Annotated in this window: 17 protein-coding genes; 8 read left to right on the top strand and 9 right to left on the bottom strand. The window is 72.5% G+C overall.

Going from position 1 to position 21,516, the window contains the following annotated elements:
• The first annotated feature begins 118 nt into the window (after positions 1-118).
• Genes ACIBST_RS09970 through ACIBST_RS09960 form a run of 3 tightly spaced genes read left to right on the top strand, consistent with a single transcriptional unit; the run spans position 119 to position 4,637 of the window.
• A complete protein-coding gene (locus ACIBST_RS09970) occupies positions 119-1,054 on the top strand; it encodes a hypothetical protein (protein WP_397170597.1) in 936 nt (311 codons plus the stop codon).
• Entirely contained in the window at positions 1,051-2,727 is a 1,677-nt protein-coding gene (locus tag ACIBST_RS09965; RefSeq protein WP_397170595.1) for a hypothetical protein, read from the top strand. The genes ACIBST_RS09970 and ACIBST_RS09965 overlap by 4 nt, the downstream gene beginning before the upstream one ends.
• A 29-nt stretch (positions 2,728-2,756) precedes the next feature.
• Positions 2,757-4,637, top strand: coding sequence for a glycosyltransferase (locus ACIBST_RS09960; RefSeq protein WP_397170593.1), 1,881 nt, complete (start codon positions 2,757-2,759; stop codon positions 4,635-4,637).
• A gap of 39 nt (positions 4,638-4,676) precedes the next feature.
• On the opposite strand, the gene ACIBST_RS09955 is transcribed toward ACIBST_RS09960, so the two are convergent.
• Both ACIBST_RS09955 and pseB read right to left on the bottom strand, forming a co-directional pair.
• On the bottom strand, positions 4,677-5,804 hold the full coding sequence (locus ACIBST_RS09955) for a DegT/DnrJ/EryC1/StrS family aminotransferase (protein ID WP_397170592.1): 1,128 nt from the start codon (positions 5,802-5,804) through the stop codon (positions 4,677-4,679).
• Positions 5,804-6,781 (bottom strand): UDP-N-acetylglucosamine 4,6-dehydratase (inverting), encoded by a 978-nt coding sequence (pseB, locus tag ACIBST_RS09950; protein WP_397170590.1) that lies wholly within the window; start codon positions 6,779-6,781, stop codon positions 5,804-5,806. Before pseB ends, ACIBST_RS09955 begins: the two co-directional genes overlap by 1 nt.
• A 105-nt stretch (positions 6,782-6,886) precedes the next feature.
• Here pseB and ACIBST_RS09945 point away from each other — a divergent pair, with 105 nt between their 5' ends.
• Both ACIBST_RS09945 and ACIBST_RS09940 read left to right on the top strand, forming a co-directional pair.
• Positions 6,887-7,639: a cytidylyltransferase domain-containing protein gene (locus ACIBST_RS09945; protein ID WP_397170589.1), complete on the top strand. Its 753-nt coding sequence runs from the start codon at positions 6,887-6,889 to the stop codon at positions 7,637-7,639.
• On the top strand, positions 7,636-8,610 hold the full coding sequence (locus tag ACIBST_RS09940; RefSeq protein ID WP_397170587.1) for a PseG/SpsG family protein: 975 nt from the start codon (positions 7,636-7,638) through the stop codon (positions 8,608-8,610). Before ACIBST_RS09945 ends, ACIBST_RS09940 begins: the two co-directional genes overlap by 4 nt.
• On the opposite strand, the gene pseI is transcribed toward ACIBST_RS09940, so the two are convergent.
• Both pseI and ACIBST_RS09930 read right to left on the bottom strand, forming a co-directional pair.
• A complete protein-coding gene (gene pseI / locus ACIBST_RS09935) occupies positions 8,603-9,646 on the bottom strand; it encodes a pseudaminic acid synthase (protein ID WP_397170585.1) in 1,044 nt (347 codons plus the stop codon). The two genes, ACIBST_RS09940 and pseI, sit on opposite strands and share 8 nt — an antisense overlap.
• The gene (locus ACIBST_RS09930) at positions 9,643-10,152 is read right to left on the bottom strand and encodes a GNAT family N-acetyltransferase (RefSeq protein WP_397170583.1); all 510 of its coding nucleotides are present in this window, start codon (positions 10,150-10,152) and stop codon (positions 9,643-9,645) included. The genes pseI and ACIBST_RS09930 overlap by 4 nt, the downstream gene beginning before the upstream one ends.
• A gap of 139 nt (positions 10,153-10,291) precedes the next feature.
• Between ACIBST_RS09930 and ACIBST_RS09925 the strand changes: the two genes are divergently transcribed.
• From ACIBST_RS09925 to ACIBST_RS09915, 3 genes are read left to right on the top strand one after another with little or no spacing between them, the layout of a single operon-like run.
• Entirely contained in the window at positions 10,292-11,749 is a 1,458-nt protein-coding gene (locus tag ACIBST_RS09925; RefSeq protein ID WP_397170582.1) for a glycosyltransferase family 2 protein, read from the top strand.
• Between the two features lie 48 nt (positions 11,750-11,797).
• Complete coding sequence (locus ACIBST_RS09920) at positions 11,798-12,655, top strand: CDP-alcohol phosphatidyltransferase family protein (RefSeq protein WP_397170580.1); 858 nt, start codon at positions 11,798-11,800, stop codon at positions 12,653-12,655.
• A 21-nt stretch (positions 12,656-12,676) separates the two neighbouring features.
• Positions 12,677-13,708 carry a sulfotransferase family protein gene (locus ACIBST_RS09915; protein ID WP_397170578.1) on the top strand — a complete coding sequence of 344 codons (1,032 nt, stop codon included), beginning with the start codon at positions 12,677-12,679 and terminating at the stop codon, positions 13,706-13,708.
• On the opposite strand, the gene ACIBST_RS09910 is transcribed toward ACIBST_RS09915, so the two are convergent.
• The 5 genes from ACIBST_RS09910 to ACIBST_RS09890 all read right to left on the bottom strand — a co-directional run bounded on the left by ACIBST_RS09910 (position 13,705) and on the right by ACIBST_RS09890 (position 21,513).
• The gene (locus ACIBST_RS09910; RefSeq protein WP_397170576.1) at positions 13,705-14,766 is read right to left on the bottom strand and encodes a glycosyltransferase; all 1,062 of its coding nucleotides are present in this window, start codon (positions 14,764-14,766) and stop codon (positions 13,705-13,707) included. The genes ACIBST_RS09915 and ACIBST_RS09910 overlap by 4 nt on opposite strands.
• Entirely contained in the window at positions 14,763-17,396 is a 2,634-nt protein-coding gene (locus tag ACIBST_RS09905) for a CDP-glycerol glycerophosphotransferase family protein (protein ID WP_397170574.1), read from the bottom strand. The genes ACIBST_RS09910 and ACIBST_RS09905 overlap by 4 nt, the downstream gene beginning before the upstream one ends.
• Before the next feature lie 89 nt (positions 17,397-17,485).
• Positions 17,486-18,223 carry an SRPBCC family protein gene (locus ACIBST_RS09900; RefSeq protein WP_397170573.1) on the bottom strand — a complete coding sequence of 246 codons (738 nt, stop codon included), beginning with the start codon at positions 18,221-18,223 and terminating at the stop codon, positions 17,486-17,488.
• Positions 18,224-18,298: 75 nt separating this feature from the next.
• Positions 18,299-19,153 (bottom strand): FAD binding domain-containing protein, encoded by an 855-nt coding sequence (locus ACIBST_RS09895; protein WP_397170571.1) that lies wholly within the window; start codon positions 19,151-19,153, stop codon positions 18,299-18,301.
• Entirely contained in the window at positions 19,150-21,513 is a 2,364-nt protein-coding gene (locus tag ACIBST_RS09890) for a xanthine dehydrogenase family protein molybdopterin-binding subunit (protein ID WP_397170731.1), read from the bottom strand. Before ACIBST_RS09890 ends, ACIBST_RS09895 begins: the two co-directional genes overlap by 4 nt.
• Positions 21,514-21,516: the final 3 nt, after the last annotated feature.

The following is a 21,516-nucleotide window of genomic DNA, read 5'->3' as shown; positions in this document are numbered from 1 at the left end:
GATTGCGGTGGCAGGAGAAACCAAACCCCCGACGTGAGTAATGGAAGCGTATAACGGCGCGTGGCCGTCGTTCGGGGCTGGGAATGTCCCAAGGGGCGCGCCAACCGCTACAGGGGGAATGATGGACGAATCCAATCACTGGTACGGGCACTCGCGCATTCTGGGCAGATACTGCGAGCTGCCGGACGAGACGCCGAAGCGAATCCAGGGCTTCCTGCAACACGGATGGAACTATCTCCACGGATTTCCCCCCAACGACCATTGGTGCAGTCCCGGATATCCCCGTTTCATCTGGTCTGACGTGCTTCGTCGTCGAGGCTGGTCGATGGGCAGACGCGGCCACTACCTCATCGGCGCGCCCTGGATCTACCTGCTTCACCTGGAGCCTGAGCTCGGCGTGGTCTCCGAACGCAAGGGCACGATCTGGTATCCCTTTCATGGCTGGGAGAAGTCATCCGTGACCGGGGATCATGCCCTCCTCGCCGACGAAATCCGAAATGTCGAGACCGAACCGGTAACTGTCTGTCTTTACTGGCTGGAATATGCGAATCCGGACATTCGGCGGGCGTATGAATCGAGGGGATTCAAGGTCATCTGTCACGGCGAGCGCGGTTCCCGGTGGGAGAGCAAGGGGCGCGACTTCCTGCGCCGGCAGCTGGTCCAGTTGCGGCGCCATCGCAGGGTGGCCTCCAACCGGCTCGGCAGCGCGCTGTTCTACGGCGCCTCCGTCGGCTGCGAGGTCGCCGTCTACGGAGACCCGATGCAGTACGAGGACGAGCGCCCCGAGTACGGCGGCACGGCGCGCCGCATGCGGCTCTGGCCCGAGCTGCACGGCATGCACGTCGATCCCGAGCTGGCCGCCGAGGTGGCGCGGCAGGAGCTGGGATTCGAATATCAGGCGACACCGGAGGAGCTACGGCGAATGTTCGGATGGAAGCGAGTGCCCGGGGGAGCGACGGCAGGGGGAGGCGCGGCGGGAGCCGGACGTCCCGCGCCCTGGGCGAGGGCGACCGCCGCCGGGCGGCAGGGCACGCTCCACGGGGTGACGTCATGAGCGAGCGCGTGAGCGAGGCGCCCGCGAACGTGCGCCTGATCGGCGGCGAGATGCTGCTGTGGTCGGACCTGTCCAACGTGGCCGGGGTCACCGACTGGCGCGGCGCGGCCCTGGAGCTGGTCGGCCGCATGATCCCGGCGAGCGGCCGGGTGCTGCTGGTCGGGCCGCACCCGCAGGTGCTGGTCGACGACGTGGTGGACCGGGCCGGCGAGACGGCCGTGCTGCTGCGGTCCTACCCCGACGCCTGCGCCCTCGGCGAACGGCACCCGCGGCTCGCCGTCCACTGCGGGCGGCTGGACCTGTTCGACGCGGACGAGCCGTACGAGCTGGTGCTGGCGCTCGACGGGCTGCTGCGCACGCACTCGGCCGAGGCGCCGGCGGCGGCCTGGATCGAGTCGCTGCACGCGCTGTCGGCCCTCGTCGCGCCCGGCGGGCGGCTGGTGCTGGGCGTGCGCAACGACCTGGGCGTCGACCGGTTCATCGAGGCCAGGCCCGCCGACCGGGAGGGCGGCGACGACCAGTGGGCCCCGCACGGGTTCGACCCGAGCCACCCGAGCGGGCCGGGCGCGCTCGACGGCGCCCTGGAGGGGGCGGGGCTGAGCGTCGAGCGCTGCTACGCGGCCTATCCGGGGCGGCAGGCCCCACGGGCGTTGCTGGCGCGCGAGGCGCTCGCCTTCGACCTGCCGGAGGCGATCACGTTCCCGCTGAGCGCCAAGGGCGGCGACCGCATGCTGGTGGCCGACCCGCTGCGGCTCACCCGGCTGGTGTTCCGCCACCGGCTGGGGGAGGAGCTGGCCCCGCTGTGGCTCGCCGTCGCCACCCGCCCGCCGTCGCCCCCGCACGTGCCGGAAGGCGCTGGAGGCACGAAAGGCGCAGAGGCCGCGGAGGCCGCGGAAGGGGCGGAGGGCGCGGTCGAGCTGCCGCTCGGCCTGATCGAGGAGGGGGCCGTCGTCCACGAGCTGACCAGGGGCGGCATGCGGCGGCTGCCCGACGGCCCCGAGCGTCCGGTCCCGGCCGGGCGGGTGGTCGAGGAGATCCTGGTCGAGGCGTGCGCCCGCGAGGACACCAGGGCCGTGCGCGAGCTGCTGTCGGCGCTGGCCGACTGGCTGGAGGCCGACGGCGGCCCCTGCGTGACCGCCGACGGCCTGGTCCACGACGGCGAGCGGTTCACCGCCATCGTCCAGACCGCCGCGCCGGCCGTGCCGCCGGAGCCGCGCGTGGTGCTGTGCAGGGTGCTGTGGCGGTTCGCCGTACGGCTGCTGGCGGCGGGTCACCACCACCCGTGGCCGTGGCCGCTGGAGGCCGACCAGCTCACGCTGACCCTCTGCGGCATGGCCGGACGCCCCTGCGACCAGGGCGACCTCGACCTGGCCCGCAAGTTCGACGCCGAGCTGGGCCACCCGGCCGAGCACGCCGACCCGCCCACCTACCGTGACCTGCTCGGCGCCCGCGACCGTCTGGCCGACCAGCTCACCGCCGCCCTGGCCAGGATCTCCCGGCTGGAGACCAAGCTCTCCTACCGCGAGCGCGAGCTGGTGAGGGCCAGGTCCAAGCTGAGAAGGACCCAGCGCAAGACCGCCGCCTACCGGCGCACGCTCGGGTACCGCCTCTCCCGCCGTCTGGCCCGCCCGCGCAAGGTCGCCCGCCGGGTCTTCCGACTGCTGTCCGGCTGACGAGCCGACGACAACGCTGAGGAGTGCATGTGCCGGTTCTTTCGGTGATCGTCCCGTTCCACAACGTCGAGAAGTACATCGGCCCCTGCCTGGACTCCATCTCCGGCCAGACGATGTCCGACCTGGAGGTCATCTGCGTCGACGACGGCAGCCGCGACGACGGCTGCGCCGAGGTCGAGTCCAGGCAGGCGGCCGATCCCCGGATCCGTCTCATCAGGCAGCCCAACCAGGGCGTCGGACGGGCCCGCAACGTCGGCCTGACCCAGGCCACCGGCCGCTACCTGGCCTTCGTCGACGGCGACGACACCGTGCCGCGGGAGGCGTTCAAGCGGCTGGTGTCCTCGCTGGAGTCCACCGGCTCCGACCTGGCCTGCGGGAACGTCATGCGGCTCTACCGCAACCTGCTCATCCCCTCCTGGGCCCATCGGGAGGCGTTCGCGACGCCGATGAGGCGTACCCACATCACCCGCCACCCGCTGCTGATCCGCGACCGCATGTTGTGGAACAAGGTCTACCGCCGGTCCTTCTGGGACCGGCTGGGCCTGAGCTTCCCCGAGCGCATGTACGAGGACCAGCCCGTCGCCATGGCCGCCCACGTGGGCGCCCGCTCGGTGGACGTGCTGTCCAAGGTCGTCTACCACTGGCGGCAGCGCGACGAGCCCGGCTCCTCGATCACCCAGCGCCGCCTGGAGCCGGGCAACCTGCGCGACCGGATGTTGTCGGTGCTGCAGACCGCCGACCTGCTGGCCCGCGACGCGCCGGGGCTCAAGCCCGACTTCGACCGCGACACGCTCGACATCGACATGACGGTGGCGGTGGAGGCGGCCGCAACGACGGGGATGCGGCCCGAGCTGCTCGACCTGATGGCCGGCTACCTCGACGGCGTGTCCCGCGAGTCCTGGCTGAGCGTCCCGTTCGAGCACCGGATCCAGGTGCACCTGCTGCACCGGCGGCGGCTGCAGGAGCTGGCCGGGGTGCACGAGCAGGCCCGCGAGGGCCGGCTGCAACCCCGCATCAGACCGGCGGGCCTGCTGCGCAGGCGCTGGTACGGCCGCCACCCGGCGATCCCGGCGCACCTGTCGGAGGTCTCCGAGGAGCTGGCCCTGACCGCCCGCCTGGTGTCGCTGGAGTGGCGCGACGGCGTGCTGACCGGCGCGGGCCGGGCCGCGCTGGGCCGCTTCGACGCCGGCGCGCTGCGCCGGGTGCGCATGCGCGCCTGGCTGGCCGAGCGTGCGACCGGCGAGATCATCCGCCTGTCGGACGAGGACAGCGCCCCCGTCTGGGAGACCGTCGAGCTGGAGGAGGGCGTCGAGGCGCCCGAGCACGCCTTCCCGTTCGCCTTCGCGGTCGATCCCGCGGTGTTCACGCCGGCCCAGCTCGCCCGGCGCGGCCACTGGGACCTGCGCGTGCAGCTCAGGGGCCACGGGCTGAGGCTCGACGCCAGGGTGGCCGGGCCGCGCTGGCTGCCGCCGCAGGTGCCCGCGCCGCGCCGCAGGTCAGGCGTGTGGCTGGTGCCGGCGCGCGGTTCCAAGGGCGGGTGGGGGCTGCGGCTGCGCAACGCCCAGGCGCTCATCGGCGAGTGCCGCGTGGACGACGGCGACCTGGTGTTCTCGGGCCGGATCAACGACCTCGGCGACGGCGAGCCGGTGGTGCGGCTGCGCCGCAAGAGCGACGGCGAGGAGATGTACTTCCCCGTCGCGCTGGCCGGCCAGGACTTCTCGGCGCGGGTGCCGCTGGCCGGCATCGACGAGAGCGTCGGCCGCGAGTCGTGGTGGGAGGTGGTCATCGACCAGGGCCGGCCCATCCGCCCGCTGGTACGGCGGGCCGAGCGCCAGGTCGCCACCGTGGACGACCGGCGCTTCCTCATCGACCGCAGCGAGGACGGCTGCCTGCTGCTGGCCGAACGCTGACGGCCGGGCTCATCGGGGTGGGGCTGATCGGGGTGGGGCTCATCGGGCGAGGATCGCGGTGAGGGTCTCGACGACGAGGTCCTGCTCGCCGTCGGTCAGGTCGGCGAACAGCGGCAGCGACAGCTCCTCGGCGTAGTACGCCTCCGCGCGCGGGCACAGCCCACGCCGGTAGCCGAGGTCCTCGAACACCGGGTGCCAGTACGCCGGGATGTAGTTGACCTGCACGCCGATGCCCGCGGCCCGCATGCGGTCGTAGACCTCCCGGCGGCGGCCGTCGCGCACCCGGACCGGGTAGAGGTGCCAGCTCGGCGTGACGTAGGGCCGCCGGCCGGGCAGCGTGAGGCCGGGCACGTCGCGCAGCAGCGTGTCGTAGCGGGCGACCAGCTCGGCGCGGCGGGCGCGGAACCGTTCGAGGCGGCGCAGCTGGCTGACGCCCAGCGCGCAGAGCACGTCGGGCAGCCGGTAGTTGAGGCCGAACTCGTGCACCTCCTGGTGCCAGCCGCCGTGGCCGGGGTCGCGCTGCTCGGCCGGGTCGCGGACCAGGCCGTGGTTGCGGAAGCGGGCGGCCCGCTCCAGACGGCCGGGGTCGGCCACCGCCACCGCGCCGCCCTCGGCGGTCGTGACGGTCTTGGTCGGGAAGAACGAGAACGTCGTCAGGTCGGCCACCGACCCCACCGGCCGGTCCTTGTACGACGCGCCGATCGAGTGGGCGGCGTCGGCCACCAGCACCGCGCCGGCCCGCTCGGCGACCGTGCGCAGCTCGTCGTAGTCGGCGGGATGGCCCGCGTAGTCGACGCCGGTGACGGCCTTCGTGCGGTGGGAGACCAGCGCGGCGACCGAGTCGGGGTCGATGTTGCCGGTGTCGGGCTGGACGTCGGCGAAGGCCACCCGCGCCCCGCGCAGCACGGCCGTGGCCGCCGTGGCGACGAACGTGAGCGGCGAGGTGATCACCTCGTCGCCCTGGCCGACGCCGGCCGCCACGTAGGCGACGTGCAGCGCGGCCGTGCCGGACGTGACCGACACGCAGGGCACGCCGCCGGTCCAGCGGGCCAGCTCGTCCTCGAACAGCCGGACCGCGGGGCCCGTGGTCAGCCAGTCGCCGCGCAGCACCTGTGCCACCGCCTCGATGTCGGACTCGATGATGGACTGCCGTCCGTAGGGCAGCATCAGCCGGCCACCATGTCGCGCAGGTCGCGCACGGACAGCCAGCGGTCGTTGGTGTCGGAACGGTAGGAGAAGCCCTCGGGCAGCAGCTCGCCGGTCTGCGGCGCCTGGTAGCCCCAGGTCGCGATCGTGGGCTGGACGACGTAGCGGTCGGCCAGGCGGAGGGTGCGGCGGCCGTCGTCGGGGCCGATCATCTCCTCGTGCAGCTTCTCGCCCGGCCTGATGCCGATCTCGTAGACGGGGCTGCCGGGGGCCAGCGCCTCGGCCAGGTCGGTGATGCGCATGCTGGGGATGCGCGGCACGTAGAGCTCGCCGCCCTGCATGAGGTCGAAGGAGTCGACGACGAACCGCACGGCCTGGTCGAGGGTGATCCAGAACCGGGTCATGCGCTTGTCGGTGATCGGCAGGCTGCCGCCCTGCTCGGCCAGCCGCAGGAAGAACGGCACCACCGACCCCCTGCTGCCCACGACGTTGCCGTAGCGGACGACGGCGAAGCGGGTCTCGTGGGCGGCGGCGTAGTGGTTGGCCGAGACGAACAGCTTGTCGGCGACCAGCTTGGTGGCGCCGTAGAGGTTGATCGGGCTGGACGCCTTGTCGGTGGACAGGGCGACGACCTTGCGCACGCCGCAGTCGATGGCCGCCTCGACCACGTTCTGGGACCCGGCGACGTTGGTGCGGACGTATTCGAACGGGTTGTACTCGGCCGTGTCGACCTGCTTGAGCGCGGCGGCGTGGACGACGTGGTCGACGCCGTGCATGGCGCGGGTGAGGCGGTCGCGGTCGCGGACGTCGCCGATGAACCAGCGCAGCCGGTCGTCGTCGCCGAAGAGCTGCTTGAGCTCGTACTGCTTCAGCTCGTCGCGGGAGAAGACCACCAGGCGGCGCACCCCGAGCGAGTCGAGCGCGTGGCGGATGAACGCCTTCCCGAACGACCCCGTGCCTCCGGTGATCAGAATGGACGATCCACTGAGAATGCTCACGCGGCCCCCTGAAAATCGCGCTGACGAACTGTGGTCGTTAGAGCTGGCCGGTAGCATAGCGCGACCGGTCAACCACGTATGGTCACACGGGGGATTGTGGTTTTGATGCGTATTGTCGGAATCATCCAAGCTCGGATGGGCTCCACCCGGCTGCCGGGGAAGGTGCTGCGCGACCTCGGGAGGCGTTCCGTCCTGGGCTGGGTCGTGCGCGCCGCGCGCGAGTCGCGGGCGCTCGACGACCTCGTGGTGGCCACGACGACGCAGGCCGCCGACGACGCGGTGTCGGCCGAGTGCGACCGGCTCGGCGTGGCCTGCCATCGCGGGCCCGTCGACGACGTGCTCACCCGGTTCATGGAGGCGCTGGCCGGGCGGGAGGCCGTGCGGGAGGCCGGGGCGAAGGCGGGGGCGGTGATGCGCTTCACGGCCGACTGCCCGCTGCTCGACCCCGTCGTGATCAGGGAGGCGGCGCTGGTCTTCCGCGCGGTCCCGGGGCTCGACTACCTCAGCACGAGCCTGGCCAGGACGCTGCCGCGCGGGCTCGACGTGGAGATCGTCGGCCGGGCCGCCCTGGAGCGCGCCGACGCCGAGGCCACCGGTTTCCACCGCACCCACGTGACCTCCTACGTCTACGCGCACCCGGGCGAGTCGCGGCTGCTCGGCCTCGCCCACCAGCCCGCGGCCGACGACCTGCGGGTCACCCTCGACACCGAGGACGACTGGCGGCTCATCACCCGCGTGGTCGAGGAGCTGGGCGACGCCTGCGTCCCGGTGCGCACGCTGGTGAGCTGGCTGCGGGCCAGGCCCGAAGTCTGCGCGCTCAACGCCCACGTGCGCCAGAAGGAGCTGCAGGACGCATGAGCGGGCGGGTGGGCGTGCGCTGCGACGCCGCGGCGGGGAGCGGGGCCGGGCATCTGGTGCGGTGCGTGGCGCTGGCCGAGGAGCTGCGCGGGCGGGGCGTCGAGGTGGTCTTCCTCGGCGCGGTCTCCGGTTCGGAATGGGCCATGGACCAGCTCAGGAGCCGTGGCCTGCCGCTGGTGGCCGCCCCGGAGCGGCCCGACCGGCTCGCCGCGCTGGCGTGCGAGCTGCGGCTCGACGCCGTGGTGCTGGACTCGTACGAGCTGCCCGAGGGCACCGGCGGGGCGCTGCGGGCGGTGGGCTTCCCCGTGCTGGCGATCGTCGACGGCGACCCGCTGGGCCAGGAGGCCGACCTCTACCTCGACCAGAACCTCGGCGCCGAGGACCGGCCCTTCCCGCTGCCGCGCGACTCCTGGCGCCTGGCGGGCACCCGGTACGCGCTGCTGCGCGACAGCGTCCGGGGGCGGCGCAGGGTGCGGCAGCCGGGGCCGGTGCCGCGGGTGCTGTGCTTCTTCGGCGGCACCGACAGCGCGGGCGTGGCTCCGGCATGGGCGGAGGCGCTGGCCTGCACGGGCGTGCCGTTCCAGGCGACGCTGGTCAGCCCGGAGCCGTTCGAGGCGGCCGAGGGCATCACCGTCATCCCGCCCACCGACCGCCTCCCCGAGCTGATGGCGGCCGCCGACCTCGTGATCACCGCCGCGGGGTCGGCCATCTGGGAGCTGCTGCACCTCGGCGTACCCACGGCGCTGAGCTGGGTGGCCGACAACCAGCTCGCCGGCTACCGGGCGCTGGTGGGCCGGGGGGTGGCCGCCGGGCTGGGCCGGGCGGCCGACGCCGAGGCCGTCGGCGTGCTCGCCCGGCTGCTCGCCGACCCCGCGCTGCGGGAGGAGCACGGCAGGCGGGGCGGCGGGCTGGTCGACGGCAAGGGCAGGGAGCGCGTCGCCGACGCCTTCCTCGACCTGTGGATCAGATGAGGTCCCAGGTCAGCGGCGTGCCGAGGGGCGCGTCGCGGGTGAAGCGGCGGCCGGTCACCTCGTCGATGGCGTCGGGGGGCAGGCCGCCGGCGGGGCGGATCGACCGTACGTTCTCCCTGGTCACCGCCTCGCCCGCGCGTACGTCGCGCACCACGTAGAGCGAGCGGCGAAAGCGCAGGCCCTCGCGCTCGGACTCGCGCGGCCCGAGCACCGGCCGGCCCAGCGACTGCCACGCACGCTCGCTCTCCTCCACCAGCGCCGCCAGCTCGGGCGGCTCCAGCGAGAAGGCCGCGTCGACGCCGCCGTCGGCCCGCGACAACGTCACGTGCTTCTCGATCAGGCACGCGCCCAGCGCGACCGCCGCCAGCGCGGCCCCGATGCCCGGGGTGTGGTCGGAGACGCCCACCTCGGCCCCGGTGAGCGCGGCCAGCAGCGGCAACGAGCGCAGGTTGCTCTCGGCGGGGGAGGCGGGGTAGGAGGCGGTGCAGGACAGCACGGCGAGCTGCGTGCAGCCCGCCTCGCGGGCCGCGGTCACCGCCGCCTCGATCTCGCCCGCCGTGGCCATGCCGGTGGAGATGACCAGCGGCTTGCCGGTGGAGGCGGCCAGCCTGATCAGCGGCAGGTCGACGATCTCCGACGACGCGATCTTGTACGCCGGCGTGTCCAGCTTCTCCAGCAGCTCCACGGCCGTGGGGTCGAAGGGCGCGGAGAAGGCCAGGAGGCCGTGCTCGCGGGCCCGCTCGAAGATCGGCTCGTGCCACTCCCAGGGGGTGTGGGCGCGTTCGAACAGCCGGTAGAGGTTCTCGCCGCCCCACAGCTCGTGGCCGTCGCCCACCCGGAAGGCGGGGCCGTCGGCGTCGACGGTGATCGTGTCGGGCCGGTAGGTCTGCAGCTTCAGCGCGTGCGCCCCGCCGGCCGCCGCCGCGTCGACGATGGCGAGGGCCCGCTCCAGGCTGCCGTTGTGGTTGCCGGACATCTCGGCGATCACGAACGGCGGCCGGTCGGCCCCGATCGCCCGCCCTCCGATGGACATCATCCCTGTTCCTCCTTGTAGAGCTCCACGGCGACGACCTCGCGCGGCACCCCGTCGACCGGCCGCCGGTAGGTCGCGACCTCGATGAACCCGAACCGCCGGTGCAGCCGCCGCACCGGCTCGTTGTCGGCCAGCACCTCGCCGCGCAGGATCGTCAGGCCGAGCGGGCCGAACGCGTGGTCGATGGCGGCCCGCTCCAGGCCCGCCCACGCCCGCAGCAGCGCCCCGGACCGGTCGAGGCCGTCGAGGTCGAGGTAGAAGCCCCAGCCGGCGCGCTCGCCGCCGAGCCCCGAGTACGTCACGACCCCCGCGCCGGTCCCGTCGTGCTCGTAGATCAGCACCCGCCTGGCCGGGTCGGCGCGGACGGCCGACCACCAGCGGGCGTGCTCGTCCGCGGAGATCTCGTGGCCGGTGAAGCTGGCGGCGCGCACTTTCGGATGGTTGCGCCAGCGGCGCATAACGGGCAGATCATCATCCCGGACGCGTCTCAGCACCGTTCCCCCTACCATTCGTGCTCGACTCATTGCACAACGTAGCGGATTCGATGCCGGGTAAAGAGCTCATCAGGGACGGGCATCGAACGCGGAACAGGCGAGGCGGCCACGGCATGCTGCCCTCGACCGCCTTCCACGAAAGCCAAGGAGCGTCATGATCCCCCTGCTCAGTGTCGTCGTACCGGTCCACAACGTGGAGCCGTACCTGACGGAGTGCCTGAAGTCGCTGGCCGCCCAGACCATGGAGGACTTCGAGGTCGTCATGGTCGACGACGGCTCGACCGACGGCAGCCGGCGGCTGGCCGACGACTTCGTGGCCCGAGATCCCCGCTTCACACTGGTCGAGCAGCAGAACCTGGGGCCGGGGCCGGCCCGCAACGAGGGCGTCAGGCGGGCCAGGGGCACCTACCTGGCCTTCGCCGACAGCGACGACGTCGTGCCGCCGCACGCGTACGAGGTGCTGATCGCCAAGCTCGGGGAGACCGGCTCCGACCTGGCGTGCGGCGCGGTCAGGCGCATGGTGGACGGCGTGCTGGAGGAGTCGATCCTGCACGAGCGCGTCTTCCGGCGGCCCGTGCTTTGCACCCACATCACCGACAAGAAGGTGCTGGTCAGGGACCGTACGGTGTGGAACAAGGTCTACCGCGCCGACTTCTGGCGGCGGCACGGCCTGCGCTTCCCCGCCGGCATCTACGAGGACGTGCCGGTCGCCATGCAGGCCCACGTCCTGGCCACCAGCGTGGACATGGTGGACGACGTCGTCTACCACTGGCGACGGCGCGACGAGGGGCAGACCTCGATCACGCAGCGCCGCTCGCAGCTGCCCAACCTGCACGAGCGGCTGTCCGCCATCCGCGCGGTGCGCGCCTTCCTGGACGACGGCGCGCCGGAACTGCTGCCCGAGTTCGACGCCCTGGTGCTGGAGAAGGACATCGTCTTCCTGTTCCAGGCGCTGGAGTCGGCGCGGGAGGCGGGCGAGGACCTGGTGCCGCTGCTGGGGCTGGCCGACGCCTGGCTGGACGAGCTGAGCCCGCGCGCGCTGGCCGGCGCGCCCTCGCTGCGCCGCCTGGAGCTGCACCTGGTCAGGCGCGGCATGATCGACGAGCTGCGCGCGGTCCGCGACTTCCGCCGCAGCCGCGTGGACGGCACCCGGGTGCGCCCCCGCGGCTTCCGTACCGTCAACTGGTACGGCGACTACCCCTACTTCCGCCGGCGACGGCGGCTCGGCATCCCCGACGACGTCTACGACGCCCGCGACGAGCTCAAGCTGATCGCCAGGGTGGACGACTGCTCCTGGACGGGCGCCGCCTACCGCCTGCGCGGCGAGGTGGCCATCCACCGGGTCGAGCGCAAGGTGGGCAAGGTCAACGTGTGGCTGAGCGACGGCCGCCGCCGGGTGCCCCTGGAGGTCCGGCGCACCGGCCGGTACGGCGTGGTGGCCGACATCGACCCCAGGACGCTCGAAGGCGGCGGCCCGACCTGGCGGCTCCTGGTCAAGGCCGAGACCCGCGGGCTCGTGCTCAAGGGCTCGTTCCGGGACGCGGACGCGCACGGTGCGTGGCGGTTTTCCCTGCAGGGTTGGTCAAGAAGCGGCATGGACATCCCCCAGTAGTTCCAGACAGTAATCGTCAGACGGCGGTCCGTAGCCATGCTGGGATCCATGAGGACCTATTCGCTGGATGACGTCTACGAGACACGCAAGCGGAGAGACTCCTGGTGGACCGTGTATTTCGTGGATCCGGTCGCCTGCCGGGTCGCCCTTCCCGTCGCCAACCGCACCCGGATCACGCCCAACGGGCTCACGGTGTTCTCGCTGGTCCTCGGCATGGTGTCAGCGGCCTGCTTCGCGCTGGACCAGCTCTTCGCCGGCGCCCTGATGTTCTACCTGAGCTTCACCATCGACTGCGTGGACGGCAAGATAGCCCGGCTCAAGGGCACGGGGACGCCCTTCGGCCTCTGGCTGGACTACGTGGGGGACCGGGTCAGGGTCGTCCTGTGCGCCGGGGGGCTGGCGTACGGGCAGTACGTCCTGACGGACGATGTCCGCTACGTGGTGCTCGGCGCGGCGGTGGCCGTGCTCGACCTGTTCAGGTACGTCAACGCCCCGCAGATGAAGCGGGTGCGCGAGGCGGTCAGGGAGGAGCGGGGCGAGCCGGAGCTGCCCGGCGAGGACACCGTCCCGCTGGATTGTGCGCCCGCGGACCTCGACCTGCACCTGCTCGCGGACCGCGGTCCGCGCCCCGGCGGCCGCAGGCGGCGGCTGCCTTCCTTCTTCAGGCGCCTCAACAGGTTCCTGGCCAGGCACCGGGTGCGTTCGCACCTGATCAGCGGCATCGAGTTCCACGCCGCGGTCTTCGTGGTGGCGCCGCTCGCGGGGGCGTGGGCGCTGATCCCGCTCGCCATGGCCGCCGGCGTCCTGCTCCTGGCCAACGAGATCTTCCTTGTCTACCGGATGTGGCTCTTCACGCGCAGGCACAGCGTGCCCTCCCAGGAGAGCCGAGAGCACGTTCTCGTCTAAGTTTTCGGGGGTTAGTACGAAATGTCCGACCGGCCAGTCTTCGTCATTGGATGCCCGCGGTCCGGTACCACGATGCTCCAGCTCATGCTCCACTCGCACCCGCGCATGGCGGTGCCGCCGGAGACGCGCTTCCTCGTTCCCGCTTATTACCGGCGCCGCACATGGGGCGACCTGCGGGTCCCCCAGCGGCGCAAGGCACTGGCGCAGTGGATCGCGACCGACCGCAGCACGAAGTTCCGCGAGCTCAAGATCGACAAGGACGAGTTCATCCGGCAGGCCGTGGAGGGGCCGGGCTCGCTCGGCTCGGTCATCGGCACCGCCTTCCGCATGTACGCCGACCGCTTCGACAAGGCCCGCTGGGGCGACAAGAGGCCCAGCTACGTCAAGCAGACCGACCTGCTGCTGCGCCTCTTCCCCGACGCCCAGTTCATCCACCTGGTCAGGGACGGCCGCGACTGCGTGGCCTCGCTGAAGGAGATGCCCTGGTACACGCTGGACTCCTTCCACGCGATCTCCACCTGGGCCGAGGCCATCGACGCCGGCGAGCGGCTGCGGCGCACGCTGCCCGACGACACCTACTACGAGCTGCGCTACGAAGACCTCACCGACGACCCGATGACCGAGATGAAGAAGCTCTGCCACTTCCTGGAGGAGGACTTCGCGCCGTCGATGATCTCCCCGCGCGAGGCCGCCGTCCAGGCCGTCCCGCAGCACAAGGTGTGGCACAGCAACACCCACCGCGAGGTCACCCGCAGCCGGGTCGGGAGCTGGGCCAACCGCCTGGACGACTGGGAGATCGCGCTCTGCGAGCACGTGCTCGGCGAGCGGCTCCAGGCCAACGGCTACGAGCTGACCGGCGCGCCCAGGCCGGCCAAGGAGCACGTGACGGCCTGCCAGAAGACCATGCAGAAGCGCAAGGCCAGCCGCTCGCGCAAGGCCATGCGCGACCGCTTCAACCGGCTGCGCGAGCCGAGCCCGGTCGGCGCGCTGCTCACCTCCACGCAGAAGTCGCTGGCCGGCATCCCGCAGCAGCGTCCCGAGGTGACCGTCTAGCGCCGGATGTGCGCGAACAGCCGCTCCCAGCGGTCCAGCACGTGGTCGAGGCGGAACGCCTCGGCCCGTGCGCGGGCGGCGGCCCCCAGCCGCCGCCGCTCCGGCGCCGACCCCATCAGCGCGCTCAGCTCGGCGGCGAACGCGTCCACGTCCCCCGGCGGCACCCGTACCGGGCCCGCCGAGCGCACGCCGCCCGACACGTCGAAGGCCACCGACGGCACCCCGTGGGCGCACGCCTCCAGCAGCACCACCGGCAGGCCCTCGTGCTCGCTGGTCAACGCCACCAGCGAGGCGTTCAGGTACTCCTCCCGCATCCGGTGAGCGGGCACCAGGCCGCGGAAGACCACCCGGTCCGCGACGCCCTCCCGGGCCGCGTGCGCCCGCAGCCGCTCGCGTTCGGCGCCGTCGCCGATCAGGTGCAGCTCCCAGGACGGCGGCGGCTCGGCGCGGGCGAACGCGCTGATCAGCCGGTCGAACCGCTTGACGCCCTCCAGCCGCCCCACGCCCAGCACCCGCGGCACGTCCAGCGCCGACGTCTCCCGCGGCCAGGAGCCCAGCGGGTTGGGCAGCGTCCAGGCGTTGGGCAGCAGGGCGTGCTCGGAGAAGGCCCAGGCGTCGTCGTCGCTGAGGAAGAGCGCCTGATCGAGGCCGGGGTAGTGCTTCTTGATCGAGGCCAGGTGCCAGCAGTCGCGGGCGTGGCCGTAGGAGCCGTGGTACTGGCCGATCGAGCGGAACCCGGCGGGCAGCAGCCCCGACAGCCTGGCCACCACCGACGGCGACGTCAGCACCGCGTACCCGGGGCGGACGCCGCGCAGCAGCTCCTTCACCCTGCGGTCGGCCAGGCGTCTGGCCAGCGGGCCCTGCTCGCCGAGCGGGCCGCCCACGACGTGCTGCCGGTAGAGCGGCCGGTCCACGTAGCGGAAGGGCGCGGCGGCGCGGTGCAGGCCGACGACGTGCACCTCGTGGCCGCGTTCCGCCAGGCCCTGGGCCAGGGTGTGGGTGACCTGCTGGACGCCGCCGAGCGTGTCGGCGTCCAGGCAGGCGAAGACGACGGTCATCGCGCGCGCCCCTCGAAGAAGTCGTCCACGATGCGGGCGGAGGCGTCCCCGTGCTCGTCGGCGCACCACAGGGCGCGGAAGGCGGCGTACTTGGCGGCGAAGGCGGCGTGCACCTCGGGCAGGTTCCGCAGCACGTCCACCAGCTCCGCCGTGGTCGTCACGCACGGCCCAGGGGCGATGGCGGGCAGATCGTGGTAGACGCCGCGCTCGGAGAGCCGGTAGTCGTCCCAGTCGTCGATGAGGAACACCATCGGCCGGCCGGTCACCGCGTAGTCGCACATCACGGAGGAGTAGTCGGTCAGCAGCGCGTCGGAGGCCAGCATCAGGTCGTTGATCTCCGGATAGGACGCGGCCGGCCGGACGAAGTGCCTGAGCCGCTCGGGCGGGTCGTACTTCTCGACCGGATGCGTGCGCAGCACCACCACCCACTCGCCGGCCAGCTCCTCGGCCATGAGGTCCAGGTCGGCGCGTACCGAGCGGCCGCTCATTTTGTCCCGGTCGCGGTAGGTGGGCGCGTAGAGCAGGACCTTGCGTCCCGGCGGGATCTCCAGCCGGGCCCGCACGTCGCCGGCCGCCTCGGCCCGCACCAGCGCGTCGCAGCGCGGGGTGCCGCACCGGTAGACCTTGCCGTCGTAGCCGTTGGAGGGCAGGAACACCCGGGAGAACTCGGCGCTCGGCGAGACCAGCGCGTCCCACCGGGCGACGGCGGCCCGCCACTGCTCGCGCGGCCGGTCGAAGTCGCCGCGCAGGTCGGGGGCGTCGAAGCCGATCGACTTGATGCCCTGCCCGTGCCAGGTCTGCAGGTAGCGGGTGCCGGGCGGCTTGGGGTAGTCCAGCGGGAAGCCGTGGCTGTCCACCCAGATCCCGGCGCGGGCCATCGTCCACAGGTAGCGCCAGCTTCCCCGGCGGACCAGCCGCACGTCGGCGGGGAAGTTCTTGCGGCCCTTGGCGACCGACCAGACCGCCTCGATCGGCAGGCCGCGCCGCCGCACCTCCTCGTAGATGGCCCGGGGGCTGCCGTTGTAGCCCTTGCCGACGTCCGACTCGAACAGGGCGAGGTCGTCGCGCCGCGGCACCACCCTGATCAGCAGCTTGTACGCGCGCAGCTTGACGCCCGGCGTGTTGAGCTTCCTGAGCAGCAGCCGGCGCGCCCGCCGCAGCGCCGCGCGGGTGCGCGAATGCGTGCGCACGCACAGGTAGGCGGCGTAGCCCTCGGCCTTCACCGTGCAGCCGGGCAGCTCGATCGGCTCCAGGTTGGGGTCCACGATCAGCCGGTCGGTGGTGACGTGGCCGTCGGAGCGGCGCCGGAAGCCGATGCGCGGGTCGCTCCTGCCGCAGGGCGCGAAGACGACTTCGCTGACGTAGCCGCCCTCGCCCGAGGGTACCGGCTGGATCGGCACCCGTTCCCGGCCCGCCTCCAGGTAGGCGTCCCACTCGGCCGGCAGCACGCCGAACGGGTCGTAGGTGCGCACGGTCATCCGCACCCGCTCGCCGTTCGTGGCCAGGCCGGTCACCTCGTGCCGCAGCCGGGAGTCGGTGTAGGGCAGCTCGGCCAGGCGCAGCGCGGTGATGTCCAGGCCAGGCGCGGCCGTGGTGCCCCAGTACGTGCGCCCGTCCACCTGCACGGCCGCCCGCGGCGCGGCCCGGGGGCCGGTCAGCGACCCGGCCGCCACGCGCAGGTCCTCGATCCGGTCGTCCAGGATGAGCCGGCAGCAGACCCGGTCCATCGGCTCGATCCGGTCGAACACCGCCCCGGGGATCTCCTCCAGGTACGGCCGCACGACCGAGGCGAACTCCTTGACCCACACCAGGTCGCGCGCCGGCAGCGGATTGAGGTAGACCCGCAGGTCCTGCCGCAGGAACCGGTACTGCCGGTGCGGCACCAGGTCGTGCGCGCCGTAGCCGCGCAGGATGTCGTCGCTCAGCCGGGCCGCGATCACCCGCTGCCGCACGTTGTCCATCTCGTCGATGCTCAGGGAGATGGACTCGTTCGAGCTCGCCCGGTGCCAGTGGTAGACCACCCACGGCACGATCGCGAACCGGCGGGCCAGCGCGTACAGCTCGGTGGCGAAGACGTGGTCCTCGTAGTGGATGTCCTCGGGGAAGCGCAGCACGTTGTCGCGCAGCCAGGCGACGTTGTAGAGCTTGTTGGTGCTGAAGGAGTCGAGGAAGAGCTCGGGCTCGGCGCGGATGCCCTCGACCACCCGCCGCCGGGCGAACAGCGACGGATAGTACGGGCGCAGCCGTCCGTCCCGCTCGAACAGCCGGGAGATCTGGCCCGACACGAAGTCGGCGCCGGTGCGCTCGATCTCGGTGAGCAGGCTCTTGCACGCGTGCCTGGGCAGCTCGTCGTCGCTGTCGAGGAACATGGCGTACGGCGCCCTGGCCGCGTCGATGCCGTCGTTGCGCGGGGCTCCGCAGCCGCCGCTGTTGCGCTCCCTGCGCAGGTAGCGCACCCGCGGGTCCTCGGCCATGAGCCGCGCGGCCACCTCGGGGGTGCCGTCCGTGCTGGCGTCGTCGGAGATGATCACTTCGAGGTCGCGCAACGTCTGCCGCAACACCGAGCGCACGGCCCTGGGCAGGCGGGCCGCGTCGTTGTACGAGATCACGACGACGCTGCAGTCCGGCATGCCCATGTCCCCCCAGAAATGACCTGCGGGAATGGCACTTCCCGCTGATTGTGGGAAGTGACCGGACTTTATGCTGTTTTTGCTGAAAATCAGCGCATAAGGCGACGAACCACCCAGATGAGGATCGTCAGCGCCAGAAGGCCGCCCGCGATCGGCGCGAGTCGCTTGAGCAGCGGCTGCCCGGCGATCTCCATCAGGTCGAGCGCCTCCTCGTCGGGCGTGCGCGAGGTGCGCAGCGTCCCCGCGGGCCGCACGTCCGGCTCGGGGACGGCCACCGCGCTCAGGTGCCGCTCCTGCTCCTGGGCCTGCTCCTGCTCCGGGGCCTGCTCCTGCTCCGTGGGCTGCTCCTGCGCCTGGGGGGCGACCGGCTCCACCATCGGCTCGGAGAGGAGCTGGGCGAGGTTGCCGGCGAACCTGTCGATCAGCTTGGCCCCGACCTCGGCCATGACCCCGCGCCCGAACTGCGCCGGCCGTCCGGTCACGTTGAACGTCGTCTCGACGGCCACCGACGTGCCGCCCTCGGCCGGTGTCATGCGCGCCCTGACCGTGGCCGAGGCCGTGCCGGAGCCCCTGGCCTCCTTGCCCGACGCCTGGATGGCGAGCGTGTGGGCGTCTTTGTCCACGTCCTCGAACCTGGCCGAGCCCCGGTAGGTGACGGTGATCGGGCCGACCTTGACCTTCATCCGGCCGGTGAACTCGTCGCCCTCGAAGATGTCGAGCGTCGCCCCGGGCAGGCACGGCGCGACCCGTTCGACGTCGAGCAGCACCGCCCACGCCTGCTCGACCGGAACCGGGACAGTGAACTCGTGCTCGAACCGCATCGCCATCGATCCGCTCCTTCCGAGGTTGGTTGCGACACTACGTCGAGGCGGGGGCGCCCGGAAGAGGCGCCCCCGCCTCACTCAGGGGGTCCCGGCGGCCGTGCGCACTGCCCGATGGGTCAGCACCCGGGCCAGGTGGCGGCGGTAGTCGGGCTGGGCGTGCAGGTCGGCGGGCGGCGAGGTGCCCTCCGCCGCCTCCTCGCACGCCTGCCGCACCCGGTCGCCGAGCTCGACGCCGCGCAACGCCGTCTCGGTCGCGCGGGCGCGCACCGGGGTCGGGCCCATGTTCGTCAGCGCGACCCTGGCCTCGGCGATCGAGCCGTTGGCACGCCTGACCGCGGCCGCCACGCCGACGATCGCCCACGACTGCGCGGTCCGGTGGAACTTCTCGTAGTGGAAGCCCCAGCCCTCGCCCAGCTTCGGCAGCTTCACCCCGACCAGGATCTCCCCGGCGCGCAGAGACGTCTCCAGGTAGTCGACGAAGAACTCGGCGGCCGGGATCTCCCGTTCGCCCTGCGCCGACGCGGCCACGATCACGCCGTCCAGCGCCAGCACCACGGCAGGCAGGTCACCCGCCGGGTCGGCGTGCGCCAGCGAGCCGCCGAACGTGCCCCGGTGCCTGATCGCCGGGTCGGCCACCCTGGCCGTGGCCAGCGCCACCAGCGGGGCGCCGGCGTTCACCACCGGCGACCGCATGACCTCGTCGTGCGTGGCCAGCGCGCCGATGAAGACGTGGTCGCCCCGGTCGTGCACGCCGTTCAGGCCGGGCAGCCGCCCGATGTCCACCAGCTTGGACGGATACGCCAGCCGCAACCGCAACAACGGCAGCAACGACTGCCCGCCGGCCAGCGCCTTGGCGTCCTCGTCGGCGGCGAGCTCCGCGCAGGCCGCCGAGAGCGAGTCGGGACGCACGTAGTCGAACGGTGCGGGGATCATCGCCGCGCTCCTTCCAGCGCTCGCCAGACACGCTCGGGCGTGCACGGCATCCGGATGTCGCCGACGCCGTAGGGCCGCAGCGCGTCCACGATCGCGTTCACCACCGCCGGGGTGGAGGCGATCGTGCCCGCCTCGCCGACGCCCTTGACGCCCAGCGGGTTGCCGGTCGCGGGGGTCTCGGTGCGGTCCGTCGTGAACGACGGCAGGTCGGCCGCCGACGGCAGCAGGTAGTCGGCCATGGTCGCGGTCAGCAGGTTGCCCTCCGGGTCGTAGACGGCCTCCTCGAACAGCGCCTGCGCCACGCCCTGCGCGATGCCGCCGTGCACCTGGCCCTCGACGATCAGCGGGTTGACCACCTTGCCGACGTCGTCCACGGCCACGTACGAGCGGATCCGGGTCATGCCCGTCTCGGTGTCCACCTCCATCGCGCACAGGTGCGTGCCGTGCGGGAAGGAGTAGTTGTCCGGGTCGAAGGTGGCCTCGGAGTCCAGCCGCGCCTCCACGCCGTCGGGCAGGTCGTGCGCCTGGAAGGCGGCGTAGGCCAGCTCCTGGATCGTGCGGCCCGACCCGGTGCCGCGCACCTTGAACACGCCGCCGTCGAACTCCAGGTCGTCGGGGGAGCACTCCAGCAGGTGGGCGGCCAGCTTCCTGGCCTTCTCCCTGACCTTCTCGCACGCCTGCAGCACGGCGATGCCGCCCACGACCAGCGAGCGCGAGCCGTAGGTGTCCATGCCCTTGTGCGCGACGGCCGTGTCGCCGTGCAGCACCCGCACGTCCTCGAACGGCACGCCCAGCGCGTCGGCCACGATCTGGCTCCACGCCGTCACGTGCCCCTGGCCGTGCGGGGACGTGCCGGTGATGACTTCGACCTTGCCGGTCGGCAGCATGCGCACCGAGCCGTGCTCCCAGCCGCCCGCCCCGAACCTGGCCGCCCCGAGCAGCCTCGACGGCGCCAGCCCGCACATCTCCGTGTACGTGCTGACCCCGATGCCGAGCTGCACCGGATCGCCCCGGTCCCGCCGGTCGGCCTGCTCGGCCCGCAGCTTGTCGTAGCCGAACAGCGACAGCGCCTTCTCCGTGGCCGCCTCGTAGTTGCCCGAGTCGTAGGTCAGCCCCGAGATCGTCGTGTACGGGAACTCCTCGTGCCTGATCCAGTTGCGCCGGCGCACCTCCAGCGGGTCCAGGCCCAGCTCGGCGGCGAGCTCGTCCATCGTCCGCTCGATGCCGAACGTCGCCTCGGGACGGCCCGCGCCCCGGTAGGCGTCCGTCGGCATCTTGGTGGTGAACACGCCCCGGCAGCCGAACTCGTAGGCGTCCATCTTGTAGATCGCGTTGAACATGGACGCCCCGAGCAGCGGCACCCCCGGCGTCACCAGCATCAGGTACGCGCCCATGTCGGCCAGCAGGTCGACCTGGAGCCCCCGGATGCGCCCGTCGGCGTCGGCCGCGAGGCGGATGTGCTGGAGCTGGTCGCGGCCGTGGTGCACGGTCAGGTTGCCCTCGGAGCGGGACTCCGTCCACTTGACCGGCCGGCCCAGCCGGCGCGCCATCAGCAGGCAGAGCACCTCCTCGGCGGTGACCTGCAACTTCGAGCCGAACCCGCCGCCCACGTCGGGGGCGATCACCCGCAGGTCGTGCTCGGGGATGCCGGTCACCACCGCGAGCATGACGCGCAGGATGTGCGGGATCTGGGTGGAGGTCCACATCGTGAACGAGTCGCCGTCGGTGTCCACCAGCACCGCCCGCGGCTCCATGGCCGTCGGGATGAGCCGCTGCTGCACGTACGTCCGGTCGACGACGACGGCGGCGCCCTCGAACGCCGCGTCGATGTCACCCGAGGTGATCTTCATGGAGAACGCCTGGTTGCCCGCCTCGTGCACCTTCGGGCTGTCCGGCGACAACGCCTCGGTCATGTCGAGCACCGCGGGCAGCGGCTCGTAGTCGACCTCGATGGCCTCCAGCGCGTCGGCCGCCCGGTACCGGTCGGTCGCGACCACGCAGGCCACGGCCTCGCCGACGTACCGGACCTCGGAGGTGGCCATCGGCGGGTGGTCGGGGATGACGACGTCGTCGGTCACCGGCCACGCGCACGGCAGGCTGCCCTGCTCGGCGGCGAAGTCCTGGCCGCTGAACGCGGCCACCACGCCGGGCAGGCCGCGGGCCGCCGACACGTCCACCCGGGTGATCCGGGCGTGGGCCATCGGGCTGCGCAGGAACATCACGTGCAGCGTGCCGGGCCTGGAGAGGTTGTCCGTCCAGCGCGTACGCCCCGTCAGCAGCCTGGCGTCCTCCTTGCGCCGGCGCGGCCGGCCCACCTCGTGCACGCCGGCCGGCTCGTTGAGCTGGCCGCTGCCGGCGATCTG

It is taken from the genome of Nonomuraea sp. NPDC049684 (assembly GCF_044465345.1).
Lineage (GTDB): Bacteria > Actinomycetota > Actinomycetes > Streptosporangiales > Streptosporangiaceae > Nonomuraea.
Note: the sequence above shows the minus strand (reverse complement) of the source record. Positions and strands in the feature narration are given on the sequence as shown.